This is a genomic window from Synechococcus sp. PCC 7335 (assembly GCF_000155595.1).
GTDB lineage: Bacteria > Cyanobacteriota > Cyanobacteriia > Phormidesmidales > Phormidesmidaceae > Phormidesmis.
Genome location: NZ_DS989904.1, coordinates 791962 through 815808, shown reverse-complemented (window position 1 = coordinate 815808; position 23847 = coordinate 791962). Strand labels below are relative to the sequence as shown.

Genomic DNA, 23847 nt, shown 5'->3' with positions numbered 1-23847 from the left:
CGATCTCTCCTATCGGCGTTTTAGCCATAGCGATCCAGCGCCGATTAACCCAGCTAACGGCAAGACGACCAGCGCTAATACTGTCAGCATAATCTGCTGTCGAACCGTCATATTCAACCGTCTGTCAGTTACCTCCTTCGGTCGAATCTCCAGCGTTGGATTCTCTACCTTGCTTAGCCAGCTCACAGCATTCAAAAATACATCGCCATTGAGCTGCTGGTTGAACAATCCATCGGTCGCAAAGCTAGAATTGCCAATCACGACCATCCGCGCATCGTTAGGGCCCAAGAGGGCTACGCCTAAAGCGAACGGCCCCGCTGGTGGCTGGTTAGGATCGATCGATAGTTCGTCATCATCAGCTAGCGGCTGCGTGTGACTGTTTTGGTTTGTAAATAACAAAGGAGTCCCTTCTATGTCTGGGATTTCTCTAATCTGTAATGGCCTGGCTACTGGAAAGAAAGAGCGCCCCTGCTCGAAAGGCTCGGTAATAGGATGATCGCCATAGTCAGTGACCAAAGGCGCTGCTGGTCCCAACCCGACTAGCTGTCCACCACCTGAGGTATCGATCACAACCGTTTCTTCTGGCACTACGCCCCACTGGTTCATCAGCGCTTCTAGTCCTGTCTCCACTCGCGGATCGATCATCACTAGCAGACTTCCACCAGAGTCTAGATAGTCTTGCACAATGATCACTTCAGTCTCAAACAGTTCCTGCTGTGGCCCTGCTACAACGAGCACATCAGCGTCGTCTGGCACTTGGTCAGTCTCAGCTAGATTTAGCGGTGCCACGGTAAAGTTTTCACTTTCCAATCGACTAGCAGCCTCAAACAAACCAGGCCTCGAACCATCAATCACATACTCATCGTGCCCTTGTAAAAAATAGGCGGTGGGCGATTCATTCTGACTGAGCTGCGCTAGTTTGCTCGTTAGCTGTCTTTCGCTTAGCCGTTCTTGCAAGTCAACTGTTTGAACCAGAAGGGCTCGACTATCGGGCTCTGCTTCGATAGTTTCTTCGGCATTCTCTTCGACATTCCCTAAAGTGCCTTCAGTAGTCGGTTCTGCTTGAACATATACTTCGCCTTCTGTCGTGACACCAAGCGCCTGGGCTTGCTCTGGATTGGCAAAAGGATCGATATACTCGTAGCTCAGATCGCTGTTGTAGCGGCGATAGTTTTCCAATAGCCGCTGGTCTCTTATGTCTGCGTTCGAGCTAAAGATCAAAACTTGAGTGGGAGTCTCTAGATTTCGTACGACTTCTTGGGATGCAGGAGAGAGCGTCAACAGTTGACCGTCGGTTAGATCGATGCGGCTGTCATAGCGAGCGCCGATGAAATTAATCAAGCCTAAGATTGTCAGCACAGCAAGGACTGAGACCGCTGCGTTCGTGCCAGCTTGAGTAGAGCGACGCTGCCAGAACCCTAGCTTGAACACGCCAAAGTCACCAGCGGTAATGCCAACTACTAGCATCAACAAACCCACCACTAGTAGCAATACGGCAACCAGCGTCCAGCTATTTAGCAGACCGACCACGATTCCTGCTGTTATCAGCACAATACCTGGCCAGACGAGATACTTAAGCAAGCCCTGAAGATTTTTCATAAGAGATTACTAAAAAGATTAGGACCGTTGGAACCTTAGCGTATCGATTGATTGCGCAGTTAGATAGAGCCCTAAAACGCTGTATGAGAGAAAGAGAATTAGCCCGCTGGTATCAAATACCCCTTCTGTAAAGTCGGTGAAATGGGTCAAGAGTGAGAGATGACTAAGTGATAAGCCAAACGGTCCAGGTAGGACAGTCGCGATCGCATCGACAACCCATAGCAACAGAACGACACCAAATGTCATCACGGCTGCTAGCACCGTACTGTCTGACAAAGAAGAAATAAACATGCCCAGTGCTAGCGTGCTAGCCCCTAACAGCAAGAGTCCGAGATGTCCTAGTAGAAACAAAGATAGCGGAAACACCGGGTCGCTAGCGCTAAGTGCAATCAGCTCTAGTCCCATCAGCGGCACTAGCATCGCACTGTAGAACGTCACAACCCCTAGCAGCTTACCGAGCGCCACCACCCAGTTAGTCAATGGAGAAGTCGCTAGTAGCTCCAGAGTGCCTTGCTTGCGTTCTTCGGCATATAGCCCCATTGAGAGCATGGGTAAGACAAACATCGATAGTGAGCCCAGTAGGTTGAGGTATATCTTTAAAAACTCATACGGTACATCGTAGGTCTGTCCTAGCCCTAGCTGGTCGGACGCACTGACCTGGGCGATAATGCCTTCTGGCGAAAGCAGTAAGACAATTAAAAACAGTCCACCAATGAGCCAAAATACGACGGCGATAACATAGGCAAACGGCGACTTGAAATAACTCTGTAGCTCTCGTTGATAGATCGCTAGTAGGTTTGCGATAAATGTCTTCATGAGGGCGCTTCCTTATTCAGTATCAGCCGCTGGCTCTGCTTTAGACGACTTAGCTTCAGACGACTTAGCTTCAAACGTCGTAGTTTGTTCTATGTCTAGTTCCGCACTTTCTTCCGCCTGCGCAGCCTCTTGGGTGGTTAGATTGATGAATACGTCTTCTAAGCTCGCCCGGTTGCGAGTGAGTTCAAACAACCCCAAACCTTGCTCGACGACTTGAGCTGCGATCGCACTTCCTACATCTTCGGATCCTGTCGTTACTTGAAAGCGTGAATGCCCAGCCGCTAGCCCTTCGCTCGCAGTTATTTCGGCGTTTACTACCCCTGGTACTGAACGCAGCGCCGCTAGCCCTGCGTCTATATCTCCGGCTATCTCTACCCAGTAGCCTCCTCTACCAGTTAGCCGTTCGACCAAATGTTCGGGGCTATCGGTCGCGATAATTTCGCCTTGGTTAATGATGGTAATGCGATCGCACGTCATACTCACTTCGGGCAAAATATGTGTCGATAAGATAATCGTATGCTCGCCGGCTAAGCTCTTGATCAAATTTCGCACGTCGATAATCTGCTTCGGGTCTAGTCCCACTGTTGGCTCATCAAGGACAATAACCGGTGGATTGTGAACAATTGCCTGGGCAATACCTACTCGCTGCTTAAATCCTTTGGATAGCTTACGAATCATCACCTGGCGCTTTTCTTCTAGATTGCAGCGAACGATTGCAGAGGAGACTTTAGAGGGGCGATCGCCTGCGCTCATGCCCTTGATTCGCGCTACGAAATGCAAAAAGCCTTCTACGGTCATCTCCGGATATAGCGGTGGTGCTTCGGGTAGATAGCCAATTCTTTGACGTACCGCCATCGACTCAGTGTGAACATCCTTTCCCGCTACCCGAGCCGTCCCCCCTGTCGCTGGCAGATAGCCGGTTAGAATTCGCATGGTCGTTGTCTTGCCCGCGCCATTAGGGCCCAAAAAGCCTAGAATCTCACCTGGCGCTACTTCAAAGGTCACATCCTTGATTGCCAGCGTAGATCCGTATGCCTTGCTTAGCTTCTCTACCTCAATCATCGATGCATCTCAACCGTTCTAAACTAGATACAGATACTTCATAGAAAAGGCATATTAGCACCTACCTGCTTAAACCAACCGCCTCGGTCAACCACTTCTTCAACCCTATCTGCTGTGCCCAAACAAAAATTTCCCCACCTGCTTGGTTCAAAGTGGACTGCTCAGCAGAAAACCCTTGGCTGGCGTCACTTTCATGTCGTCAACCGCAAGAACCAAGACACTCTCGTCTTTGCTGAACTTGCGGCCGCTTGCGATCCTAGCGTTCGTTTATGGATCAACGCTAAAGTTCTGAAGAACCGTCTGCTGTGGGCCGCTGGCTGGCAAACTTTACACGAAATTGATGCAGTGGCTACTGACTATACCGGCAGACCTCATCGGCTCAATCCTCCCAATGAATAACCCTTTTCTATCCCTAGTATCGTAACAAAGTCGTAACACTCAAGAGAGTTCATACTAATATAGAGAAAGCTGCTAGCCGCTCTTTGTACTTCTATGCCTTCACCGTCCGTCCCACCAGAAGATGCTGAATTGTTAAAAGCAGTTCTCCCACCGCTTTTAGATGATTTTCAGCACTGGTTTGGTCGGACAGCTACCCTGCTTGAAGAACAAAACATTAGCTTTTTAAGTTCGATGGAACAGGCAGACCTCCTTACTAGAGTCCAATCCGCTCAGCAACAAGTCGGTGCATCACAGACACTTTGCTCTATTACTGATGGACAGGCAGGTATTGAAATGAAAGTTGTGATGGCTTGGCACAAGCTTGTCAATGAATGCTGGAGCGTGGCCATGCGCTATCGCCGGGACCAAGCCAATCAGGACCAAGACAATCAAGACCAAGCTAATTAGCAGAGCTAGCCATCTAGCAAACCGCCTACAGTTAGTTCTTTACAGTCAACCTGTTACAGTCAAACTATTTAGAGTCAAGCCACAAGCGCTAAGGCAACATAGTCAAACACTCACAGCTCATTCATCGAATCACATTACTTTTCAGCGATCGCCCAGCCTAACCCTCTCCCCTTCTCCTACGACCCATGCTCCACCTGCTATACGTTCTTGCTTTCACTGTTTTAGCGGTTCTCGCCGTTTCTAACATGATTCGTAATATGGTTAGGTTGGGCACCGAAGTGCGTCAGCCTATGCAGACAGTAAAATCTGACCGTCCGGTTCCTCACCCTGAATTACTTAACGATAGTGGCGACGTGATCAATGAGCCATTACTAGTGATGCGCTCTATCTCTATTAAAGATGCGAGAGATCAGCTAAATGCGCTTTACGAATCTTCTGGAAATTCTTCTATCAACAATGAAGACCCCCCTGCTGAAGATGTTTAGTCTCATCGGATGCGGCCTATTGTATGATTTGAGCTTATGAATTGCTTGAGTGATGCAACGAAAGATTCTGACCCTTATCCATAAAGAGACGAGCATACCCGGGTTAATAGGCCACAAGCTGGAGCTAATGGGCTATCAGCTTGATATTTGTGCGCCGATTCTAGGCGATCCGCTACCTAGTGACCTTGATGACTACGCGGGCGTATTGGTGTTTGGGGGGCCGATGAGCGTTAATGACAATGAGGCCTTTTTGCATCAGGAAATAGAATTGATCCGACAGGTGCTTGCGGCGGAGCTGCCGTACTTAGGAATCTGTTTAGGAGCGCAGTTGCTAGCTAAGGTTTTAGGGGCAGAGGTTGGACCTCATAGGGAGGCGGTAGAAGAGATAGGCTACTATCCAATTTATGCAACTGAGGTAGGGCGATCACAGTTCCCCGAAAAAATGATGATCTATCAGTGGCATAAAGAAGGCTTCAACCTACCTGATGGCGCAATATTGCTAGCAACGGGTGATAATTTCCCTCATCAGGCCTTTCGATGGGGCGATCGCGCCTATGGTCTTCAATTTCATCCAGAAATGACTGCTGATATGGTTGATTTTTGGAGTACAAACGGCGCGGACCTGATTGGTGCTCCAAACACTCAAACCAAACAGCAGCAGATAGATAACCATTACCGCCACAGCCAAAGCGTAGAGTCTTGGTTGGAAACTTTTTTAAACAATTGGCTTTCCCCCGTGCCTGAACCAGCATGATTGAGAGGTTGCGTTTGTCGGCGAGCAGATGAGAGGCACTAAAGGGAGAAGATCTCCGAGCAGGCCTATTGTTAAGAACTTGGGGAGCTGGCTGCTGGCAGTGATCCTCTCTATCCCCTTTCTCTTTCAAGCCTGTGGATCCAATCCGGCCATTCAGTCAAGCGGTGCTAGCGGCCAACCTACTACAGAACAGCTTGCCACCGAACGTCTTGCCGCCGAACATGAAGGCGATAAACCTACTGCCACACCGATTGCGATCGCCAAACCCTCTGTCTTGGTCACCGGTCAAGCCATTACCTACGCCACCATCGAAGGACAGCCCGTTACTGGCTATCTAGCTCAGCCATCAAATCCTAATAGCGATACACTTCCCGCTATCCTTAGCATCCATGAGTGGTGGGGGCTCAATCAAAATATTGAGGCAATGACTCGTCGGCTCGCAGGTGAAGGCTACACCGTTTTAGCACTGGACTTATACGACGGCCAAGTTGCCACAGATCCTAGCTCTGCCCGGCAGCTGCTGCGCGCTGTGATGGACAATCCAGAGCGGGCTCAAAATAATATTCTTCAAGCGGCCAATTTTCTAGAAACTGAGCTTAATGCGCCTAAAATTGGCTCTATTGGCTGGTGCTTTGGTGGCACCTGGTCTTTACGTACTGGGCTTTTGCTTTCGTCTGATCTAGATGCCTTGGCTATCTACTACGGGCAGCTAATTCTAGAGCCCGAAGCACTTGACGGACTAGAGGTGCCGATTATTGGCTTTTTCGGCGAAGAAGATAGCTCGATTCCTATTAGTGACGTGCGAACCTTTGAATCTGTACTAGAGACCACTGGCCAGACTGCTGAGATCACGCTATACCCCAATGTGGGACATGCTTTTGCTAACCCCTCTGGCCAAAATTACGACGCGGCCGCGGCGGAAGATGCCTGGGAGAAGACCATTGCTTTCTTTAATACTCATCTCAAAGCCTAGACTGCCCAGGCCCAGGATTCTATCTAGAATCTGTCTAGAAAGTTCAAACAGGTGCGGCGGCTCATTAGCCAATACTTGCCAACTCATGTTATGAAATTGGGCACCATCCGACATATTGACTTGTCATGTTGATGTTTAGTAAGTGGCGTCAAGTTGGTCTAACTTAAATTAGGCAGCTTAGTAGACGAAACTAGCATCCAAACCGAAAATATCCAAGCTTTAGAGACTCTATCAAATGAATAATCTTACTCTTACCACCTTAGAAGGCGTTCCCGGCAGAGAAATTGTCGAGCACTATGGCCTAGTTCAAGGCAGCACTATTCGCGCTAAGCACGTTGGAAAAGATATCCTTGCCGGCTTCAAGAATATCGTCGGTGGCGAACTCAAAGGTTACACTGAGCTTCTTCAAGAATCTCGGAGAGAATCAATTGAGCGAATGGCGATGCAAGCCGAACAGCTAGGGGCTAACGCAGTCGTCAACATTCGCTTTGCCACCTCTTCTATTGCGCCGGGTGCAGCCGAGCTGTTTGCCTATGGCACTGCTGTTAAAGTCAGATAGGATGGGATGACTAGGGTGGCCGACTAGTTAACGAGCGACGATTCGGGAGTACTGATCAAGCTAACTGTCACTGTTGAGGAAAACCATGGAGCAGCTGTTAATTCTGTTGATCTTAGTAGGTGTTGGCTTTTTTGCAGGTCGACATTTCGAAGCCAAACACTACGCGTCTATCAAAGCTAGAGAGAAAGCAACGCTTCACGTTCCGATGATTAATGTCGGTGCTAAGCAAGATTTGCCATATGCTCACGATGCTCAGCTGTTTGTAGGCAGCGTTGTCGTGGCCAATGACTATTTCAAAACGATTTCTGCGGGTTTGCGTAATCTAGTAGGTGGTCGAGTAGTCGTTTACGAAAGCCTAGTAGATCGCGGTCGAAGAGAAGCCTTGCTGCGGATGAAAGAAGATGCGATTGAATGGGGTGCCTCTCAAATTGTTAACGTTCGCTTTGAAACCTCTAGCATTGGAGGAAAGTCACGCGACCAGGGCCTTTCCGCAGTCGAAATTCTGGTCTACGGAACGGCGATTCGATAGGGATATTTGATAGTAGCCTCCATGAAGTTTGTCCCCAAAGAAATTACCGAAGAGGTCAACGTTACGCCGATTCATCCCTTAGTGAATCTAGCGCATTTGCTTGGAACGGTGACGTTGGCGGGTGTTGTTATCTATGTTGTGCTAGGTCTAATAGCTGGCCAGCTAGTCAAACGAATCGGCCCTGAAACAGAGGAAAAAATTGGGGCAAGCTTAGTCAGCTCTTTGCCTGATAGAATAGCCGCTGGCGATAGTCGGCTAGAGTATTTGCATGATTTAACCAGCTCGCTTCAAAACAATCTATCGCAAACGGGAATAGCCGCCGTTGATTACCCGCCGGTCAAGATCAGTATCCTAGATACGCCTGAAGAAAATGCAATGGTCACAGCGGGCAGCTATTTGATTGTGACCGAAGGTCTGCTTGCTGAAGTGGAAAGTGAAAACGAACTAGCGTTTGTCTTGGCCCACGAGTTGGGTCACTTGCATAACCGCGATCCGCTCAATGCGCTAGGGCGATCGCTCGTATTGCTGACTGTTAGTGGCCTGTTGGGGTTAGGACAAGGACCGACCTCTGTACTGGTTCCTAATGTATTGAATTTGACAGAACAGGGTCATAGTAGAACCCAAGAGACTACGGCTGACGAATATGCGATCGCGTTGATGATGGCTCGCTATGACCATGGGGGGCATAGCCTAGACTTTTTCAAACGTCTCCAGTCAGAGGAATTCGATTTAGGGATCTTTAGTCCTGTTGCCGAATGGCAACACACCCATCCTCTAACGAAAAACCGTATTCAAAACCTAGAATCTATTGCTGAAGCAAACGACTGGCCCCTTACTGGCTCGCCAATATCTTTACCGGAAGGCATTGAATGCCCTAACTTCAATACGCCCTGCTGAAGGCATCTTTACGCTGCATTTGAAGGCTCTAAAGCAATGCAGGCCCTAAAGTAGCGGCGGGATGACTAGTTAACGTCAGTTCGGGTTAAGCAGCAGGGGGAAGTTCCCACTCCATATGGAGAGAAGGCTTCTTCGGTTGGTGGCAATAAGCAATCAGTCCACAGAGGATGTTGACCCAGCAGTTGACCGGACTACGGTGACGAGAATGCTCTATCTGCGAAATGTTCTTCAGTTGGTCGATAATCGTTTCGATGATGGAACGTTTGCGCGAGAGTAGCTTGTCAGTTAGCCGCACTAGCTGGTTCTTCATGTTGCGCCGAGGCTTAGCAAAGAACTCGATGTTGAACGCGTCGAGTAGTTGCTTGGCCAGCTGCTTCGATACATAGCCTTTGTCTGCGCAGACTTTTCCCCATAGTCCAGTAAGTAAGTCAAAGGCGGGCTCACGGTCGTCCGTATTGCCCGGGGTCAGGGTGAGGTTGAGTAGTTCACCGCACTCGTTCACCACCAGATGTAGTTTGAAGCCATAGAACCAGCCGACAGAGGTTTTGCCCCTAGCTGCCGTATCTTTGCAGACCTTATGCTGCCAGATCCGACGGTTGTGGCAGACCGATAGACTGGTCGCATCGATAAAACTAATGCCTGTACAACGGCCGAAGCAGCGCTTCAGATAACAGCACAGCGGGAACAAACAAGAGGGCGTCCATTCGACAAAGCGGTTATAGCTGACTAGCGTTGGAAACGCTTGCTTCCAGTACTGGCATACATGATGAACGTAGTAGTGTTTGAAGGTGCGGTAGTGGCTTTGGTGAAAGCCGATGAGTATCGTCATGATTTCGCTCAAGCTCAGCGAACGAGCGCGTTGTCGCGTCTTTAGATGGTGGCTTAGCAGTTGACGCTGCCAGAGGGGTTCAAACACTTGGCAGAAGTCATCGACGTGGCAGAACAGTTCTTCTAAGCTGAACATAGTGGAGGATAGGGCTGATGGGTTTTACAACTTCAGCTTACCTATCCTCCTTTCTTCGAGCTTTCCTTATCCCGAACTGACGTTAGTTAAGTAAGAATACTTGCTATGAAACGGCCACCAAAGGGCTGAGGATAGAAGTTTTATCCCTCCCGATATTTTTCCTGGCAAAGTCAGGGATTGTGCTTTTTATACTGGGCATACTGAGCGTAGAACAGCAAACATGCTAATAAAAACAATAAATCTTCATATTTCATTGTTTTTCGGTAACCGGCTCTTTCCCAGATACCTAGCAAGCTGTCGCAAATACCTGTTCACGCTTGCTTAGAATTAACCACTAGCCAAAGTTTTACGTATAACCTCATTCTCTGCTGTCTCCAGCATCTTACGGATGCATATTCATAGAGAAGGCTACGCCTACTAGAAACGCAAGTCACTTGGCCTGTCGTTTCGCCAGACTTTCAGCCAGAAAACTGTAACCCCAGCTAAGTGACAAACGCTATAGAGAGATGAGGCTAAGCGTGATGATGCCTAGTGTCTAGGCTTAGCAAGTATTACCAAATTAGGTCTAAAAATGTCTGAATTTTCGAAGAGTGCAAAGACTAGGACAGACAATACTAGTGAATTGATAGTTCAGCAGTCGATACCTCAAGAATCAGTAGCAACCAAAGCTGATTTGTCGAAAACTAGTCTAAAGCACGTAAAGCTGAAGCGAACAACGTTTGAAGGAACACAGCACAGTCATGCTAGTTCATGTCGTGTTGACCTAAGTGGCGCTAAATTAGACAACGCTAACTTGAGAAATTCCATTCTAAGCGGTGCTGTTTTGCACCGTGTTAGCCTGCGTAAGGCTAGAATGAGCGGTATTGATCTAAGAAATTCCGACCTTAATGAGGCCGATCTTAGCGGTGCTAATCTTAGTCAGGCAAAACTGCACAAGGCAAGTCTAAGTGGTGCTATCTTGCACGTTACCAACTTGTGCCGCTCCAACCTAGGCGGCGCTAACCTATACCGTGCCGATCTGCGTCGCGCTAATTTGAGCCAGACCAACCTAAGCAATGCTAACTCGAGCTGTGCAAAGCTGCGTCATGCCGATCTAAGCTGTGCTAACCTTCGCCACGCTGACCTAAGCCATGCTGACTTGCGTAATACCTATCTAGTAGATGCTAACTTAAGCGGCACTGACTTACGCCATGCCAACTTGGGCAACGCCGATCTGGAGAATGCCAAGCTGTGGGATACCAATCTGAGCAATGCTAACCTGCGAGGCATCAATCTAGAAGAGACTAATTTAAGGAACGTCAAATTTATAGGGGCCGACCTACGGTGGGCTGATCTTAGCGATGTCGACCTGCGCAATATCGACTTGCGAGGTGCTGACCTGCGTAACGCCAACTTACGCAATGCTGACTTGCGAGGCGCTAATCTAGAGGGCAGCAAAGTGCATGGTGCTAATCTTAAAGGTGCTTATATAGCAGATATGAGAATCAACCCAAAGGACAAGCTATCGCTAGAGGACAAGCAGTTCTTGACTCAGCTTGGAGTAGTCTTTTCTAAGGATCCGCGCAAACAGCAAGAGCACTCTTCCATCGATGACGCCTCTAAATTAAGTTGATACGCCCAGTCTATAAATAGAATTCTTCCTATGCACAATAGCAGAAGTCTTTTTTCGTCGTAGTCATGCCCAAGAGAGGAACTCTATGAGGTTACTAAGCTTTAGTGCTCACGGATAAAGATCTCCTTAAGGAGATTACAGGAATCGAGCTATTGTCATCTGTTCTATGATCTCGTCGGACGATTCGCTAAGGTGCTGAGCATAGCGCTGGGCGACAGGTGGCACTAGAGCGAAAGGACCCGTAAAGCCGCTGAAAAGGTGCAGGCCCTTGATACTAGGAACCGAACCAAGCAGCGGGAGATTGTCCTGGGTGAAGGTAACTAGGCAATGTCTCCAGGTGCCAGGGACGTCTTTGAGATTGGGGAGCGGATGGGCGATCGCCTCTCTAATCGCACGTTCACCCACGCTTGCCTCAACTGGTGGCATTAAGGCTGTGTGAAACCGACTGATCTGTCCAATTCGAGCTGTCTTGTCTTGAAACTGAATAACGCCGGCTTCTAGAACGGGCGGCATTACCTGATGATTGGGCTTTTGCCACTCGGCTGGCTCAGGCGAGGCCGATTCCAAGTCGGTGCGAGCATTCGTAGCAGGCATAATCAGTGATCGCACCTCAAAGTCTAAAGGCGCTGTCTCGATGATTTCTGCGTGCGTAAAATACAGCGGCACCTGCACTCCCACTGCTCGCAGTAGCTGTAAGCTATACGCCCCCGCTGCGACAATCACCTTTTTCGCTGCGTATGCTTGTGCCTGGGTCATCACACCCGTTACCGTATCCTCGACTCGAACTATGCCGGTCGCTGCCGATAGGTTGTGATGTCCTCCTAATTGTCGAAACGCTTTGTTGTATCCAGCGACTAGTGACATCGGATCGACCTGGGCGTGTCGAATGGTAAAGGCTCCCTCAATGGCTGTTGGGTTTAGCTGCGGCTCAATCTCACAGGCCGTTTTCGCATCGACAAATTGCGGCGGCGTCCGCATAGCGCAATAGCTTTCTTTCGCAGCCGCGATCGCCTCGCCTTTTGCTACCGTTAGTAATAGATCGAGTTCTCTTAGCTGAGTGTCTACCCCTAACTCGTCCGGTAGTTCCCGATGCCGAACGATACCAGCTCGAAACAGCATCTCTGTTAATTCTGTTGTTCCAGCCCAGTAGCCGATGCCACCATAGCTGTATCGCGTTCCACTATCAGCTCTGCCATCATCTATCAATAGAACAGACTGCCCTACCTTTGATAGCTCGTAGCTAATAGCCGCACCGGCTAACCCATTCCCGATGACGATTGTGTCGTAAGTCTGCATTGACAAGGACTATGAGTTGCGATGAACAGTGCGATGAGCAGAAGGTTATGGGTGGATTTGCGAGAGAATCATTCGCAGGCGATCATAGTCGTCTTTGAGTAATAGGCTAACCATTCGACCTGCACTGATCAACCAGTCGCGATCCAATTCACGCAGATTGTACACTTCTCGAATTGCCGCTGCTATGAGGCTTTCAGTGGGCACACCGCTGACTTGCAACAGCGTTCGTAGCCAGTCTAGCTCTTCTGTAAATTGAACGATCTCTGCTGGCTCACATTGGTACACCGCCTGATGTACTTGTGGCGGCCTAGGAGGCAAATGCTGATAGTAGCGATCACCTAGTTCCATAGCGTCTTTACGCTTGCGGCTAACCCGCATCGGGACAAAGCCTACGATCGCCACTCGAAACTCTGTTTTGAGCATGGCAAAAATCTGTGGCTGCTGCTCACGCAAGTCATCCAAAGACATTCCCAAGGCTCTCGCTCGGTGTACAGAGTCTAGGGGGCTAGTCGTGGCGTGATAGACCACACCGTAGATCTGGTTAGCGGCTTGTTCGTCATAGGCTTTCACCCAACTACCAAACGGCGGCATCGCTGGGAAGCTCAAATCTTCAGGTTCTAAGCACTGGGCTAGAAACTCAGTTGTGCTCGTCTCAATCACCTCAGCAATATGAGTCGAACGACGTTTGGCGGTGGCAAACTGCGGCAGCGGCAGATGCATTATTTACTTCTTCCCACGTTTGGGCTTGACAACTTCTAGATCAGAGGATTTGAAGGTCACTAGCTTGTCCCAGTTACCGCCCTCAAATAGGACTGCAATTTTGCCATCGGTCACACGCTGTACTTGTCCTTCAAACCCGTAATAAGTATCGTCGGCGTTCGTTACTCGGACGGGAGATCCCGGAAAAATCATCATGGCTTTCTTGTGCCCTAATCTCGGTTTTATAGTCTTTACATAGCTTACAGCGCTGATCTTAGACTACACCCCTTATTTTAGATAGTTATCCTAAATATCATCCTATATATCGCTTGAGAGAACGGCTATGTTCATAGAATATCTGTACAACGCGGCCAATGTTTTTGCACTTCCTTTTTGGCTGTTGATGGTTGTGTTACCAGGTTGGTCGGTGACACGGCGGGTGATGGACTCTGTGTGGCCGTTTGTGCCGTTGGCGCTAGCGTATATCTATTGCTTTGTAAATAGCTTAGACCCAGATTCTATTAGGGCTTTTGCGAATCCGACGTTGGCTACGCTTGCTGGACTGTTTGCCGATGAGCGAGTGATGGCCACTGGGTGGATTCATTTCATTGTGATGGATCTATTTGTGGGTCGCTGGATTTACTTACAAGGGCAGGAGAAGGGAATCTGGACTCGGCATTCTTTGGCGCTGTGTCTTTTTGCAGGGCCCATAGGACTGCTTTCGCACCTAATGACAGCTCAGCTACAGGAAAGCGTGTTGGGGCTAAGTGTTGGGGCTGACTAAGGGCAGTGATTCTGAAATGATCAGATGATCTAGATCTGGCTATTTGCTGAACTGACACCCTCTTTGCTGCTAATCTACTCGCCATCACTCATAATGACGTGTTGTAGCTTACACAAGCAGCCCATGATTGTCACTTTATTCTTCAACCGAGCGCATTCTAGACGATGGTTCTTTAGAACAGGGCGCTATGTCGGTCTGTTTAGCCTGTGTCTGATGTTGGTTGTGGGCTGTGGTGGTGATGTTCAGTCTCCAGACCAAGCGAGGGCTGTCGGTGATCGCATCTCTATGGGCACCACGCTCAGTGCCAGGACGCTAGATCCAGCCGATGCCTACGAAATCTTCCCAGGTATCTTGCTCTACAACATGGGCGATCGCCTCTATACCTACAGCCCTGGCACCACCGATTTGGTGCCGCAGCTAGCGACCGAGCTGCCGACGGTCAGCGACGATGGGCTTACCTACACCATTCCTTTGCGTGACGATGTTACCTTGCACGATGGCACGCCTTTTACCGCCGAAGTGATGGCATTCTCTATCGAACGCTTTATGGAGAACGGCGGTCGCCCGGCTTCGCTACTTGCTAGCAAAATTGACTCTGTGACTTCTGCAGACGGGCGCTAGAAATTGTTCTTCAGCAGCCGTTTGCCGCATTTCCAGCGTTGCTGACCTTCTCCGGGGTAACGCCTGTTTCTCCAGAGGCCTACGAAGTCGGGGCAGGTGAATTCAACCCCGATACGTTTATTGGCTCAGGTCCGTACAAGCTGGCCTCTTTTAGTAGCGATGTGATCAAGCTAGATGTTAACGAAGACTATTGGGGCGATCGCCCTGCCAACGACGGTATTGATATCCAGGTCTTTACTAGCGCGGTAAACCTGTACAACACCTTTACCTCGGGCGGTCTAGATGTGGCCTACCAAACGCTTGATCCTGATCAAATAGCTCAGCTAGAAGAAGATGCGCCTAGTAATGACTGGCAGGTAATTGAGGCAGGGTCTACGGTGGTGAACTATCTATCGCTTAACCAAAAGATTGCGCCGTTTGATGATTTAAATGTGCGAAAGGCAGTGGCATCAATGATTGATCGTCAGCTGATTAGCGATCGCGCCTTTAAAGGTCAAGCCGAACCTCTCTACAGCCTGATTCCCAAAAGTTTTCCTGTCTATGATCCTGTCTTTGAAGAAGCCTATGGCGATGGTAACTATGACGAAGCGAGAGCATATCTAGAAGCGGCAGGTATCACCGAAGCTAATCCACTAACCTTCGAAATCTGGTATCCCTCTGCTTCAACCCCTAGGCAGGTTGCTGCCCAAACGATTAAGCAGTCAGTTGAACAAGAACTATCCAACCTAGTCAATGTCACTGTTAGCACTGCTGAATCCGCCACCCTCTGGGAAAATGTAGAAAGCGGTGCCTACAATAGCGTGCTCTCCAACTGGTACGCTGACTACTTCGATCCTGAAAACTTTGTTCAGCCCTTTCTCACCTGCGACGAAGGCTCTAACGAAACCCTCTGTACAGCGGGATCTACGCAGGCCAACGGCTCTTTCTACTACAGCGACACGGCCAATCAGCTTGTCGCTGAGCAAAACGCTGAGCAAGACCCAACCGAGCGAGATGCCATCTTTGCTGACCTGCAGCAGCTAATGATTGAAGATGTTCCCTACGTTCCTCTCTGGCAAACCAAAGACTACGTATTCACCACCGCCGATGTTAGCAATGTTGCGATAGAGCCCAACCAGCAATTGCTATTCTGGCAAATCGACAAAAACAGCGAACAAGCTGCAAAGTAGAGAAATCCTATGTCGTCTCGCACCCGCTCTCTTCGCCTCTACGTTGTCTCTCGCCTGCTGCTCGCGCCGTTAATGATCTGGACGATCACCACCGTCGTTTTCCTACTGATGCGAGCGACTCCTGGTGATCCGGTCGATGCCTTGCTAGGTCCACGTGCCCCAGAAGCCGCCAAGCAGATTATGCGAGCCAAACTAGGGCTCGATCAGTCTTTGATCAAGCAATACATCGACTATATTGCGCAGCTATTCACGTTTGATTTGGGAAGCTCGCTCGCTAGTCAAGGCCAAACAGTCTGGCAGATTATTGGCGATCACTTCCCAGCTACTGTAGAGCTGACCATCTGCGGCATGTTGATCGCAGCAATCGTGGGCTTAACGGTAGGATCGATCGCTGCGTCCCGGCCAAACACAGTATTTGATGCTGGTGGCAGGGTCTTCGGCATTGTCACCTATGCAGTGCCAATGTATTGGTTTGGGATGATTTTGCAGCTAGTGTTTGCAGTGCAGCTACGCTGGTTTCCGATTGGTACGCGCTTTCCTTTAGGTCAGCTAGCACCGACTGGACCGACTGGACTGTATTTGCTAGACAGCCTTTTGCATGGGAACTTAGCGCAGTTTGGCACCGCCCTGTATCACCTAGCGCTACCAAGTTTGACACTAGGCGTGTTGATTAGCGGTGTGTTTGAACGAATTGTCCGGGTGAATTTGAAGCAGACGCTAAAGGCAGATTACGTTGAGGCGGCGAGGGCTAGAGGAATTTCAGAATTTCGTATCATTACCGCCCATGCCTTGAAGAATGCCATGATCCCGGTGATTACGATCTTGGGATTGACCTTTGCTTCCTTGCTCGGTGGTGCAGTGCTTACGGAGGTGACATTCTCTTGGCCAGGTCTAGCAAACAGACTATACGAAGCGATTAGTCAGCGGGATTATCCAGTTGTGCAAGGGCTTATGGTTTTCTTTGCGGCGATTGTAGCGATGGTAAGCATTGCTATTGATATCTTGAATGCCTACGTCGACCCGCGCATTCGTTATTAGGTCTACAAAGTCATAACTTTCATTGGATTTTCTAGTGTAGAAGACAGATCATCCACCCATTGCTATATGCATTGCTATATGTTTAGAACTGCTGTATGGAGCATTAGTAAGCAGATACGGGGTAATGCCGGTTTCCAAGATAGAAGGGTTTGCAAGCCTTGTAAGGGATAAGCGTAGACAACGCTAAAAGCTCTGCTATTTTCGGATGCCAATAGGGGTTTCCCGGTATTTTTGATGTCCTAAATCACGTACTTAGCGATAGACTGTCGGTAGACTTCGGTGAGACAAGACCTGCTGAGCTAAAACCAGCACCTTGAAGTTGAAATATAGCTAAAGTAGGGCTGTATTTTTACTTTATCTTGGTAGGCATTCCCTATCCTGGTGAACATTCCCGGCGCCGTACGACGACGCGAGGTCTTACCGCTGCTAGTTAGGTTAGTTGTCTCATTCAAGGCTTTAAGCAGATATTCACTGTCCAACTAACCTAGCAGACGCAATCCACGCATCCAATACAAGTATCAAAGCGTAACTATCAAGGTGCGGTTGTATCGGTGCTATTGGACGCTTTTCTTGAGGAGGCGAAGAGTTGTCTAAGTGGTTAGGAATCGGTGCGATCGCCTGGGTAGCCTTTTCACTACCTGCTCAAGCAGAATGCACATTATTCTCGGAACCACAGCGGTTTAATACTCGACCAACACAGGACGCTATTGTAGTCGGACATCAGCCTGCTCTCCCCTACCGCGTAGTGGTGATAGATGACTCAGAGGCGACGTTAGATCAGCTTAGGCGCTGCGTGCTAGATGCTTATTTAACGCGATCGCGTTTAGGTAGCTACATCCACATTGCTAGCTTTAGCAGGCGACAAGATGCTGAAATGCTACGTCGAATACTGCAACGCTACGACTATCCGGCTCGTGTGATCTACAGACGTTGATCTATTCGTTTTTAGAAGGTTTAGGAGGCGATTATCCAACTCAATCTACGGCTAAACAATAACAGAAAAGACAATATGATGATGACGATATAAAATTCTATGCTCAAAGTTAGACCTACCTTGCTGCTTGTAGCGCTGTTGGGCTCGTTATTCTGTCTGGTTCCAGCTTACGGACAACTATGGAGGGTTGAGGGCAGCCGCTGGCTGAGTATCACTCAGATTCAAGGAGGGGTCGAAATCGTTCCTCTAGGTCGTAGCCCTCGCCGTGCACTAGTCGGAAATCGCCTTAGCCAAGTTGGCGATCAGCTGATCACCGGACAAAACGCCTCGGCTCAGCTAGCTGTTGATCAAGGTATTGCCAGTATCTCTGTTGCTGAAAAGACCCAACTGCAGATTCGAACATTGAGTATCACTCAATCTGGTGGGCATGTTACCGAACTTTTGCTTATTAGGGGTCAGGCTCGTCTTCAAGTACGTCCTTTCACCAATCCTGATAGTCGATTGGATCTGTATACACCTGCTGGCGTTAGCGGCGTACGCGGCACAGACTTTGGTGTTTCGGTGCAGTCAGATGGCAGAACCGGTGTCGCGACCCTAGAAGGTAGTGTCGCTTTTAGTGCTCAAAATCAAACCGTATTAGTAAGCGACAACCAACAATCGTTAGCGAGTCCAGGAGAGCCGCCAACTCCGCCTGAACCGCTTAGAGACAATCCTTCGCTATCTATCGCTATCCTCAAACCCATCGGAGAGGGCTCTATTCAAGTCTCAGGATCTACAGATCCCGTTAACCTATTAGAAGTTATAGAAGAATTCCGTGTCTTAGATGAGAGTGGTCAGTTTGATTTGACTGTCGAGCTGCCGCGAGATCGTCTGATTCCGGTGAAAGTGACCACGCCTTTAGGAACCCAACAAGCCTACGAACTAGTGGTGCCGTGATTTTTAGAATAAGTAGACGATTCAAAGGAGTCAGTCGTTTGGTTCCTGGACTGATTGCTAGTGGTCTGGTCACACTACTGTTGAGCCTTCAAGCATGGGCTCCAATAGAGCGAATGGTCAACAATCAGGTGATTCGCTGGTATGGCGCCCACGGCTGGGATAGCCGTCTGGTGGTGATTAGCATTGATGATAAAACGATCAACCAGCTTGGACAGTTTCCTATCTCTCGTAACTACTACGCCCAGCTACTAGAAGTTCTAAGCGAAAATAGTGAGACTCAGCCTAATATTGTCGCTTTTAATCTGATTTTATCTGACGATATTGTTGCTGATAGTCCCCCTCCGAGCCTTATTTCCTCGCATGATGGGGAAATCAGGCTTAGCCAGACGGATGGCAGGTCGGCGACGGCGCGTATGGCCGAAGCAATGCGCCAGCATGGCTATGTGGTTCTAGGTCAGATATGGGACTCAGAAGGGAAGCCCATCGAGCCAGCGCCTGTCTTATCAGAGGCTGCGATCACCATCGGTCATTTACGGCTGCCTATTGATCGAGATAGCTTTACCCGATCGGTAGAAGTCTTCTATCGAGATGTGCCGGCGCTAGGAATGGCGGCGGTGCAAGCCTACAGCCTAGATCATGATCCCGTGCACCTGCCGAGCAATCTTAATAACTTCCAAATCAACTGGCCAGGGCCCGTTAGCGATCTTACGACCCTCAGCTTTGTAGATGTGCTCAGCGGCGCTACCCCGCCTGATTTTTTCTCAGACAAAATCGTTTTTGTCAGCTACGGCGCGACTGCGAGCCATACACCTCTGCGAACACCGTTTGACTATCGCTGGCCGGTCCCCGGAGGATACATGCATCCGGCAGTCGTTGACAACTTACTTAATCGTGATTGGCTACGGTCTTTCCCTTGGCAGAGTGTAGTGCTGTTACTGCTATTTGGGGGACCAATTTTAAGCAAATTGCTGTTCTCTTGGAATTGGCTAGTTCAGCTAATCGTTGTGATGACAGTGACAAGCATCTGGCTTTTAGTCTGTGTGATAGCGGTGCGTATGGGCTATTTACTCCCAGTGACATCGCCAGTCGCGGTGGTTCTAAGCACATACGTGTGGGTCGTTGTTTGGCAGCGACTTCAGGCTAACGCCCTGCTACAGGTTCGATCGGCCTTCTTAAATACAGTGAGTCACGAGATTCGAACACCGCTAAACGCGATTGTGAATCTGTCTGAAATGCTGCAGGAAACACCTTTAGATAACAGGCAAAGAGAATATGCAGAGTCGTTACATAGCAGTAGCCAGACATTGATGACGCTAATTAACGATGTGCTCGATTTCTCTAAGATTGAATCGGGACAGCTGCTTATAGGTGATTATCCAGTCAATCTTGTTGAAACCATCGAACGCAGCATCGAACTGCTGGCGCCTAGAGCCGCCTTAAAGAACATTGAACTGGTTTATGCAATCGCTCCGAATGTGCCTGCGCTGATTAGAAGCGATCCAGTTCGCCTACAGCAGATCTTGAGCAATCTACTGAGTAATGCGGTGAAGTTTACTGCTGTTGGTGAAGTCAGCGTGCGGGTACGGGCAAGTCCATCTCATCAATCACGTAGTCACACGCTTTGGGGGCGTCTGCTTGCAAGCGTTAGATCCAAGTTGCCTGACTGGATCTGGCCTCACTGGCTGCGCGCAAACTACGCTGAACGATCACGGCCTGATCAAGGACTGTACGAACTTTGTTTTGAAGTCAAGGATACGGGAACGGGTATTCCGGCTGCTCGCATCCCCCATCTGTTTAGACCGTTTAGTCAGGGTGATATTTCTACTGCCCAAATGTATGGGGGGACCGGACTAGGGTTGTCTATTAGCAAGCGTTTGATCAGACGGATGGGCGGCGATATCTGGGCCAAAAGCACACTGCGTAAAGGCAGTCAGTTTTTCTTTACTTTCGATGCTCAAATCGCTCAGGCGACGCTCCCACCACCTAACTATTTAATCGGTTTGCGCGGTACACGTCTGCTGGTGGTTGATGCTAATCCGACTCGGCGAGAACAGCTCGCTCGCACTTTACAGACGATTGGCATTTTGACCTTACTCGCTGAGTCTTTGGCCGAGGCAAGGCCGTTGATGAATAATAGGCTGACTTTGGCTGGACTGATTCTAGATGAGACTGCCATCAGTACAGCCGAGGCTAGTCAGGCGATCAACGAGCTGCGTCACCTAAGTGGCGATCGCCAACTCCCGGCTATCTTTATGAGTGCGCTCAAAAGTGATTTAGGTAGCGATCTAGGTGCAGCCTTAGATGATGTCGTTATCCTCTGGAAGCCGGTTAAGCAATCTGCGCTTTATCAAGCCTTACGTTCTATCCAATCACCAGATCTGAAGGCCGCTCCTAAAACGCTTGTTTCTAGGCCCACCTCACTACTGAGTAGAACCACGCTCAAAATTCTGGTTGCAGAGGATAATCGGACTAATCAAAAAGTAGCTTTGCGGCTGCTAGAGCTCCTGGGCTATAGAGCGGACGTGGTTAACACTGGAATAGAAGTATTAACTGCGCTTGAGCATCAGCGCTACGATGTGATTTTGATGGATATGCGAATGCCAGAGATGGATGGCGTAGAAGCTACCCAAAGGATTCGTCATATGCCACACCACAAGGAAACCTGGATTATCGCAATGACGGCAAACACGATGGACAGCGATCGCGAGCTATGTCTGTCGGTGGGAATGGATGACTATCTTTGTAAGCCGATTAAGCGCGACGCCCTAGAACTAGCGTTAGAGAGTAGTCCGGCGTTGCAGCAGCTAGCTCTAGAGTGATAGCCTCGGAGGGATTGCTTTGGAGTGCTCTTCGAATCACCGCAGTGAGCTTATCGTAGACGGTTAATGCTGGTGCTATTGCAGCAAATAATCGCTTGTCCTACCTAGATAACGCTAATGCTAGCGATTAGAACCAGCAATAACAGATTTTAAGACCTGATAGCAGTTGCGAATTGCACTGAGATGAGCAATCTCATAGCCATGGGTATTCTCAGTCGGAAAGGCCAGACAAGCGCCTCTAGCCACATGGCCAAACTTCATCGCAATTGAGGCGTCGCTCCCGAATCCATCGATGGTAGCAACTTGCAAGGGTAAATCCATGCGCCCTGCAGCTGCCATGATCTCTCTGTTTAGACCCTCGTCATAAAGACCGTAGCTATCTTGCGAAAATAAAGCTGGTGTAGGGCTATCTATCAGCGGGTATTCCTTTGAAAGCGGGCAGATCTCCAGCGAGATCATCTGATCAAACTGATGTCGCTGCGTGAAATACAGCGCCCCGACCGCGCCAACCTCTTCTTTGGCAGAAGCTACTAGGTAAACATCTATTGGCGGTGATTTTACCTGTTCGGCTAGGGCCAGCAAAATTGCTAAAGATGCTTTGTTATCTAGGGTGTAGCTAGCAATATGATCGCCCATGCGAAACGGTCGTTTGCGATGCTTACCGATGACCATTCTCGTTCCAGGCCGCACGCCAGCAGCGCGCAATTCACCAGGTGAAAGCTTGGTTTCTACCCAGGCAAGTGGCCATTCCACTGCTTTCCCTGCTTGTAATCTTTTTTGAGGTGATTCGTGCGAGACATGGCGCGAGCCAAAGCTGAGAATGCCGCTAACCGTAGCGCGATCGCCTAGCAAATCTACGACCCCTTCGCCATACACCCATGGGTATGCCCCGCCTAGAGCCCGCACCGAAATGCGGCCATCGTGTTCTAACCCCTTCACAATTCCACCAATCTCGTCTTTATGACCAGTAATCACCAGCGAAGGCACCGATAGAGGAACATCTCCTTCCACCTCGGCCGCAAGCCGCACCACAATGTTGTCTGCCTCATCTTGCCAGTGCTCTACGCCTAGCCCTGAAAGCCTAGCTAGCAGATAATCGTTCACCTCATCTTCTACGCCGCTGGGCGAATGCAGCATGACCAGCTCGGAGATAGTGTCAAAGAAATGGTCATCATTCCAGGGATCGCGATCTAGCACGCTATCAAATGGACGAACCTCTTTAGCATGGGGACTTCCAGAATTAGCGCTTTGAGACGGGGTGGAATCATTCATTATCTTCGCTATCGGTTGTAGTCGCTGACGCGGTAGGGTTTAGCACTTCGTTGGCAGTGATGCCTTCAGCAGGATTGCCAAACCGCCAGAGCACGGCTGCAGTCTCAGCGCGAGTAGCCGCTTTATCAGGCTGGAAGAGCGTCGTGTAGCCGAAGGTACGACGAATGTTTGAAAAGTCGCCTAGCTGATGATCCGCGATTAGAGCTTGAGCTACGCGCGGCTCGATGGTATCGGTATCTTGAAAGCTCCACGCTTGTCTGACAGCGGTAGCGGTAGCTTCAGGTAGTGGCTGACGCGTGTCTAGAGGAACTTTCCATAGCAGCAGATCTTTGCGAGTTAAAGGCGCGTCGGGGCGGAAGGTAATGGTGGTACTACTGCCGGTGAGCGAGCTGGGGATGATGCCCGCTTCGGCCAGTCCTTGGATGGCGGCAAAGTCGGCATCGCTGACAGGAACGTCTTGAAAAACGGGTTGACTACTGGTAACGCCAGGGCGGATTCTGCGGTTGGGAGTCCCCTGATAAAAGCGATTGTTCGCAGCGAGTAGCCAGCGAGCGTACTCTCGCCGGGTCGTGGCTTGATTGGGACGAAACTCATTTGCCAGAGGGGGCGATGGTGTCGCATTTTCAGAGGTAGGCGTAGGCGATCGCACCGTCAATACCTCTAGCGCTATCAAGTCAGCTAGATAAGGCCGAATTTCTTCTGGCGCTTTATCAAGATCGATATAGTCTGCTGCTTGATTAGATGACTGACTATCACCATCTAAGTCAGTGGTGGTTTCGGTATCAGACTCGTCCGAGTCCTCTGTAGCATTTTGATCGGTATCAGTCGCTGGCCTAACGGTGATCCTTTGATCATCAGCCGTATCAGAATTAGTTGACTCACTTGGACTATTGCGATTAGCCCGTTCAGCGAGCTGCGGGTCCGGCTCTAGGCTTTGACCTACGCGATCGCCTAGGTTGCTACCAGCACAGCCGGATAAGGATAGCAAGCTGAGGAGCGCTACCGTGCTTGCTGTAGCTGCTTTTACAGTCTTTTTGGCAGTCTTTCTAACAAGCTTTTTAGTAATTTTCTGAATAGTTGATTGTCCAACAAGGCTTCGAGGTATCACCATCGCCAATGAAAGTACTCAAAAGATACTTTGGATAAACGAGTTCGCTATTTTGCGCTATGGCTTTAAGCTATC

Annotated in this window: 25 protein-coding genes; 16 read left to right on the top strand and 9 right to left on the bottom strand. The window is 49.4% G+C overall.

Annotated features, from left to right (window positions below; all coding sequences use genetic code 11):
* Positions 1–9: 9 nt before the first annotated feature.
* Genes S7335_RS03730 through S7335_RS03720 form a run of 3 tightly spaced genes read right to left on the bottom strand, consistent with a single transcriptional unit; the run spans position 10 to position 3477 of the window.
* Positions 10–1599: a Gldg family protein gene (locus S7335_RS03730; RefSeq protein ID WP_006456117.1), complete on the bottom strand. Its 1590-nt coding sequence runs from the start codon at positions 1597–1599 to the stop codon at positions 10–12.
* An 18-nt stretch (positions 1600–1617) separates the two neighbouring features.
* The gene (locus S7335_RS03725; protein ID WP_006456882.1) at positions 1618–2415 is read right to left on the bottom strand and encodes an ABC transporter permease; all 798 of its coding nucleotides are present in this window, start codon (positions 2413–2415) and stop codon (positions 1618–1620) included.
* 12 nt (positions 2416–2427) lie between these two features.
* Entirely contained in the window at positions 2428–3477 is a 1050-nt protein-coding gene (locus S7335_RS03720; RefSeq protein ID WP_006453576.1) for an ABC transporter ATP-binding protein, read from the bottom strand.
* 114 nt (positions 3478–3591) lie between these two features.
* Between S7335_RS03720 and S7335_RS03715 the strand changes: the two genes are divergently transcribed.
* From S7335_RS03715 to S7335_RS03680, 8 genes are all read left to right on the top strand, one after another.
* Entirely contained in the window at positions 3592–3876 is a 285-nt protein-coding gene (locus tag S7335_RS03715) for a TIGR02450 family Trp-rich protein (protein WP_006457103.1), read from the top strand.
* Between the two features lie 93 nt (positions 3877–3969).
* A complete protein-coding gene (locus S7335_RS03710) occupies positions 3970–4323 on the top strand; it encodes a DUF2605 domain-containing protein (protein WP_006455098.1) in 354 nt (117 codons plus the stop codon).
* Between the two features lie 185 nt (positions 4324–4508).
* Positions 4509–4808 (top strand): DUF2973 domain-containing protein, encoded by a 300-nt coding sequence (locus S7335_RS03705; RefSeq protein WP_038015557.1) that lies wholly within the window; start codon positions 4509–4511, stop codon positions 4806–4808.
* Positions 4809–4860: 52 nt separating this feature from the next.
* Complete coding sequence (locus S7335_RS03700) at positions 4861–5562, top strand: gamma-glutamyl-gamma-aminobutyrate hydrolase family protein (RefSeq protein ID WP_050765764.1); 702 nt, start codon at positions 4861–4863, stop codon at positions 5560–5562.
* 28 nt (positions 5563–5590) lie between these two features.
* Positions 5591–6535, top strand: coding sequence for a dienelactone hydrolase family protein (locus S7335_RS03695; protein ID WP_157620073.1), 945 nt, complete (start codon positions 5591–5593; stop codon positions 6533–6535).
* 235 nt (positions 6536–6770) lie between these two features.
* Positions 6771–7094 (top strand): YbjQ family protein, encoded by a 324-nt coding sequence (locus S7335_RS03690; RefSeq protein ID WP_006457378.1) that lies wholly within the window; start codon positions 6771–6773, stop codon positions 7092–7094.
* An 85-nt stretch (positions 7095–7179) separates the two neighbouring features.
* Positions 7180–7623 carry a YbjQ family protein gene (locus S7335_RS03685; protein ID WP_006453701.1) on the top strand — a complete coding sequence of 148 codons (444 nt, stop codon included), beginning with the start codon at positions 7180–7182 and terminating at the stop codon, positions 7621–7623.
* A 21-nt stretch (positions 7624–7644) separates the two neighbouring features.
* Positions 7645–8520, top strand: a complete 876-nt coding sequence (locus tag S7335_RS03680) for a M48 family metallopeptidase (RefSeq protein WP_006457055.1) — start codon at positions 7645–7647, stop codon at positions 8518–8520.
* 85 nt (positions 8521–8605) lie between these two features.
* Here the strand turns inward: S7335_RS03680 and S7335_RS03675 are convergent, their stop codons facing one another.
* The gene (locus S7335_RS03675; protein ID WP_006455051.1) at positions 8606–9484 is read right to left on the bottom strand and encodes an IS982 family transposase; all 879 of its coding nucleotides are present in this window, start codon (positions 9482–9484) and stop codon (positions 8606–8608) included.
* 571 nt (positions 9485–10055) lie between these two features.
* Here S7335_RS03675 and S7335_RS25670 point away from each other — a divergent pair.
* Entirely contained in the window at positions 10056–11096 is a 1041-nt protein-coding gene (locus S7335_RS25670) for a pentapeptide repeat-containing protein (RefSeq protein ID WP_006454556.1), read from the top strand.
* 135 nt (positions 11097–11231) lie between these two features.
* On the opposite strand, the gene S7335_RS03665 is transcribed toward S7335_RS25670, so the two are convergent.
* Genes S7335_RS03665 through S7335_RS03655 form a run of 3 tightly spaced genes read right to left on the bottom strand, consistent with a single transcriptional unit; the run spans position 11232 to position 13304 of the window.
* Positions 11232–12392, bottom strand: a complete 1161-nt coding sequence (locus S7335_RS03665; protein ID WP_006455384.1) for an FAD-binding oxidoreductase — start codon at positions 12390–12392, stop codon at positions 11232–11234.
* A 45-nt stretch (positions 12393–12437) separates the two neighbouring features.
* Positions 12438–13112 (bottom strand): HAS-barrel domain-containing protein, encoded by a 675-nt coding sequence (locus tag S7335_RS03660; RefSeq protein WP_006453634.1) that lies wholly within the window; start codon positions 13110–13112, stop codon positions 12438–12440.
* Between the two features lie 3 nt (positions 13113–13115).
* Entirely contained in the window at positions 13116–13304 is a 189-nt protein-coding gene (locus S7335_RS03655; RefSeq protein ID WP_006454704.1) for an NAD(P)H dehydrogenase subunit NdhS, read from the bottom strand.
* 130 nt (positions 13305–13434) lie between these two features.
* Between S7335_RS03655 and S7335_RS03650 the strand changes: the two genes are divergently transcribed.
* The 7 genes from S7335_RS03650 to S7335_RS25665 all read left to right on the top strand — a co-directional run bounded on the left by S7335_RS03650 (position 13435) and on the right by S7335_RS25665 (position 21392).
* Positions 13435–13875, top strand: a complete 441-nt coding sequence (locus S7335_RS03650) for an ABA4-like family protein (protein ID WP_006454688.1) — start codon at positions 13435–13437, stop codon at positions 13873–13875.
* Between the two features lie 123 nt (positions 13876–13998).
* Positions 13999–14496, top strand: a complete 498-nt coding sequence (locus S7335_RS29150; RefSeq protein WP_006457582.1) for an ABC transporter substrate-binding protein — start codon at positions 13999–14001, stop codon at positions 14494–14496.
* A 38-nt stretch (positions 14497–14534) separates the two neighbouring features.
* On the top strand, positions 14535–15665 hold the full coding sequence (locus S7335_RS03645; RefSeq protein ID WP_006454935.1) for an ABC transporter substrate-binding protein: 1131 nt from the start codon (positions 14535–14537) through the stop codon (positions 15663–15665).
* A gap of 9 nt (positions 15666–15674) precedes the next feature.
* The gene (locus S7335_RS03640; RefSeq protein ID WP_006456234.1) at positions 15675–16703 is read left to right on the top strand and encodes an ABC transporter permease; all 1029 of its coding nucleotides are present in this window, start codon (positions 15675–15677) and stop codon (positions 16701–16703) included.
* 586 nt (positions 16704–17289) lie between these two features.
* A complete protein-coding gene (locus tag S7335_RS03635) occupies positions 17290–17637 on the top strand; it encodes a hypothetical protein (protein ID WP_006454112.1) in 348 nt (115 codons plus the stop codon).
* A 99-nt stretch (positions 17638–17736) separates the two neighbouring features.
* Positions 17737–18573 carry a FecR domain-containing protein gene (locus S7335_RS03630; RefSeq protein ID WP_006453686.1) on the top strand — a complete coding sequence of 279 codons (837 nt, stop codon included), beginning with the start codon at positions 17737–17739 and terminating at the stop codon, positions 18571–18573.
* A gap of 38 nt (positions 18574–18611) precedes the next feature.
* On the top strand, positions 18612–21392 hold the full coding sequence (locus S7335_RS25665) for a CHASE2 domain-containing protein (RefSeq protein WP_006456527.1): 2781 nt from the start codon (positions 18612–18614) through the stop codon (positions 21390–21392).
* A gap of 120 nt (positions 21393–21512) precedes the next feature.
* Here S7335_RS25665 and S7335_RS03620 read toward each other — a convergent pair whose 3' ends face one another.
* Positions 21513–22664: a peptidase M42 gene (locus tag S7335_RS03620; RefSeq protein WP_006454917.1), complete on the bottom strand. Its 1152-nt coding sequence runs from the start codon at positions 22662–22664 to the stop codon at positions 21513–21515.
* Positions 22657–23775 (bottom strand): S-layer homology domain-containing protein, encoded by a 1119-nt coding sequence (locus S7335_RS03615; RefSeq protein WP_157620071.1) that lies wholly within the window; start codon positions 23773–23775, stop codon positions 22657–22659. Before S7335_RS03615 ends, S7335_RS03620 begins: the two co-directional genes overlap by 8 nt.
* Positions 23776–23847 lie beyond the last annotated feature (72 nt).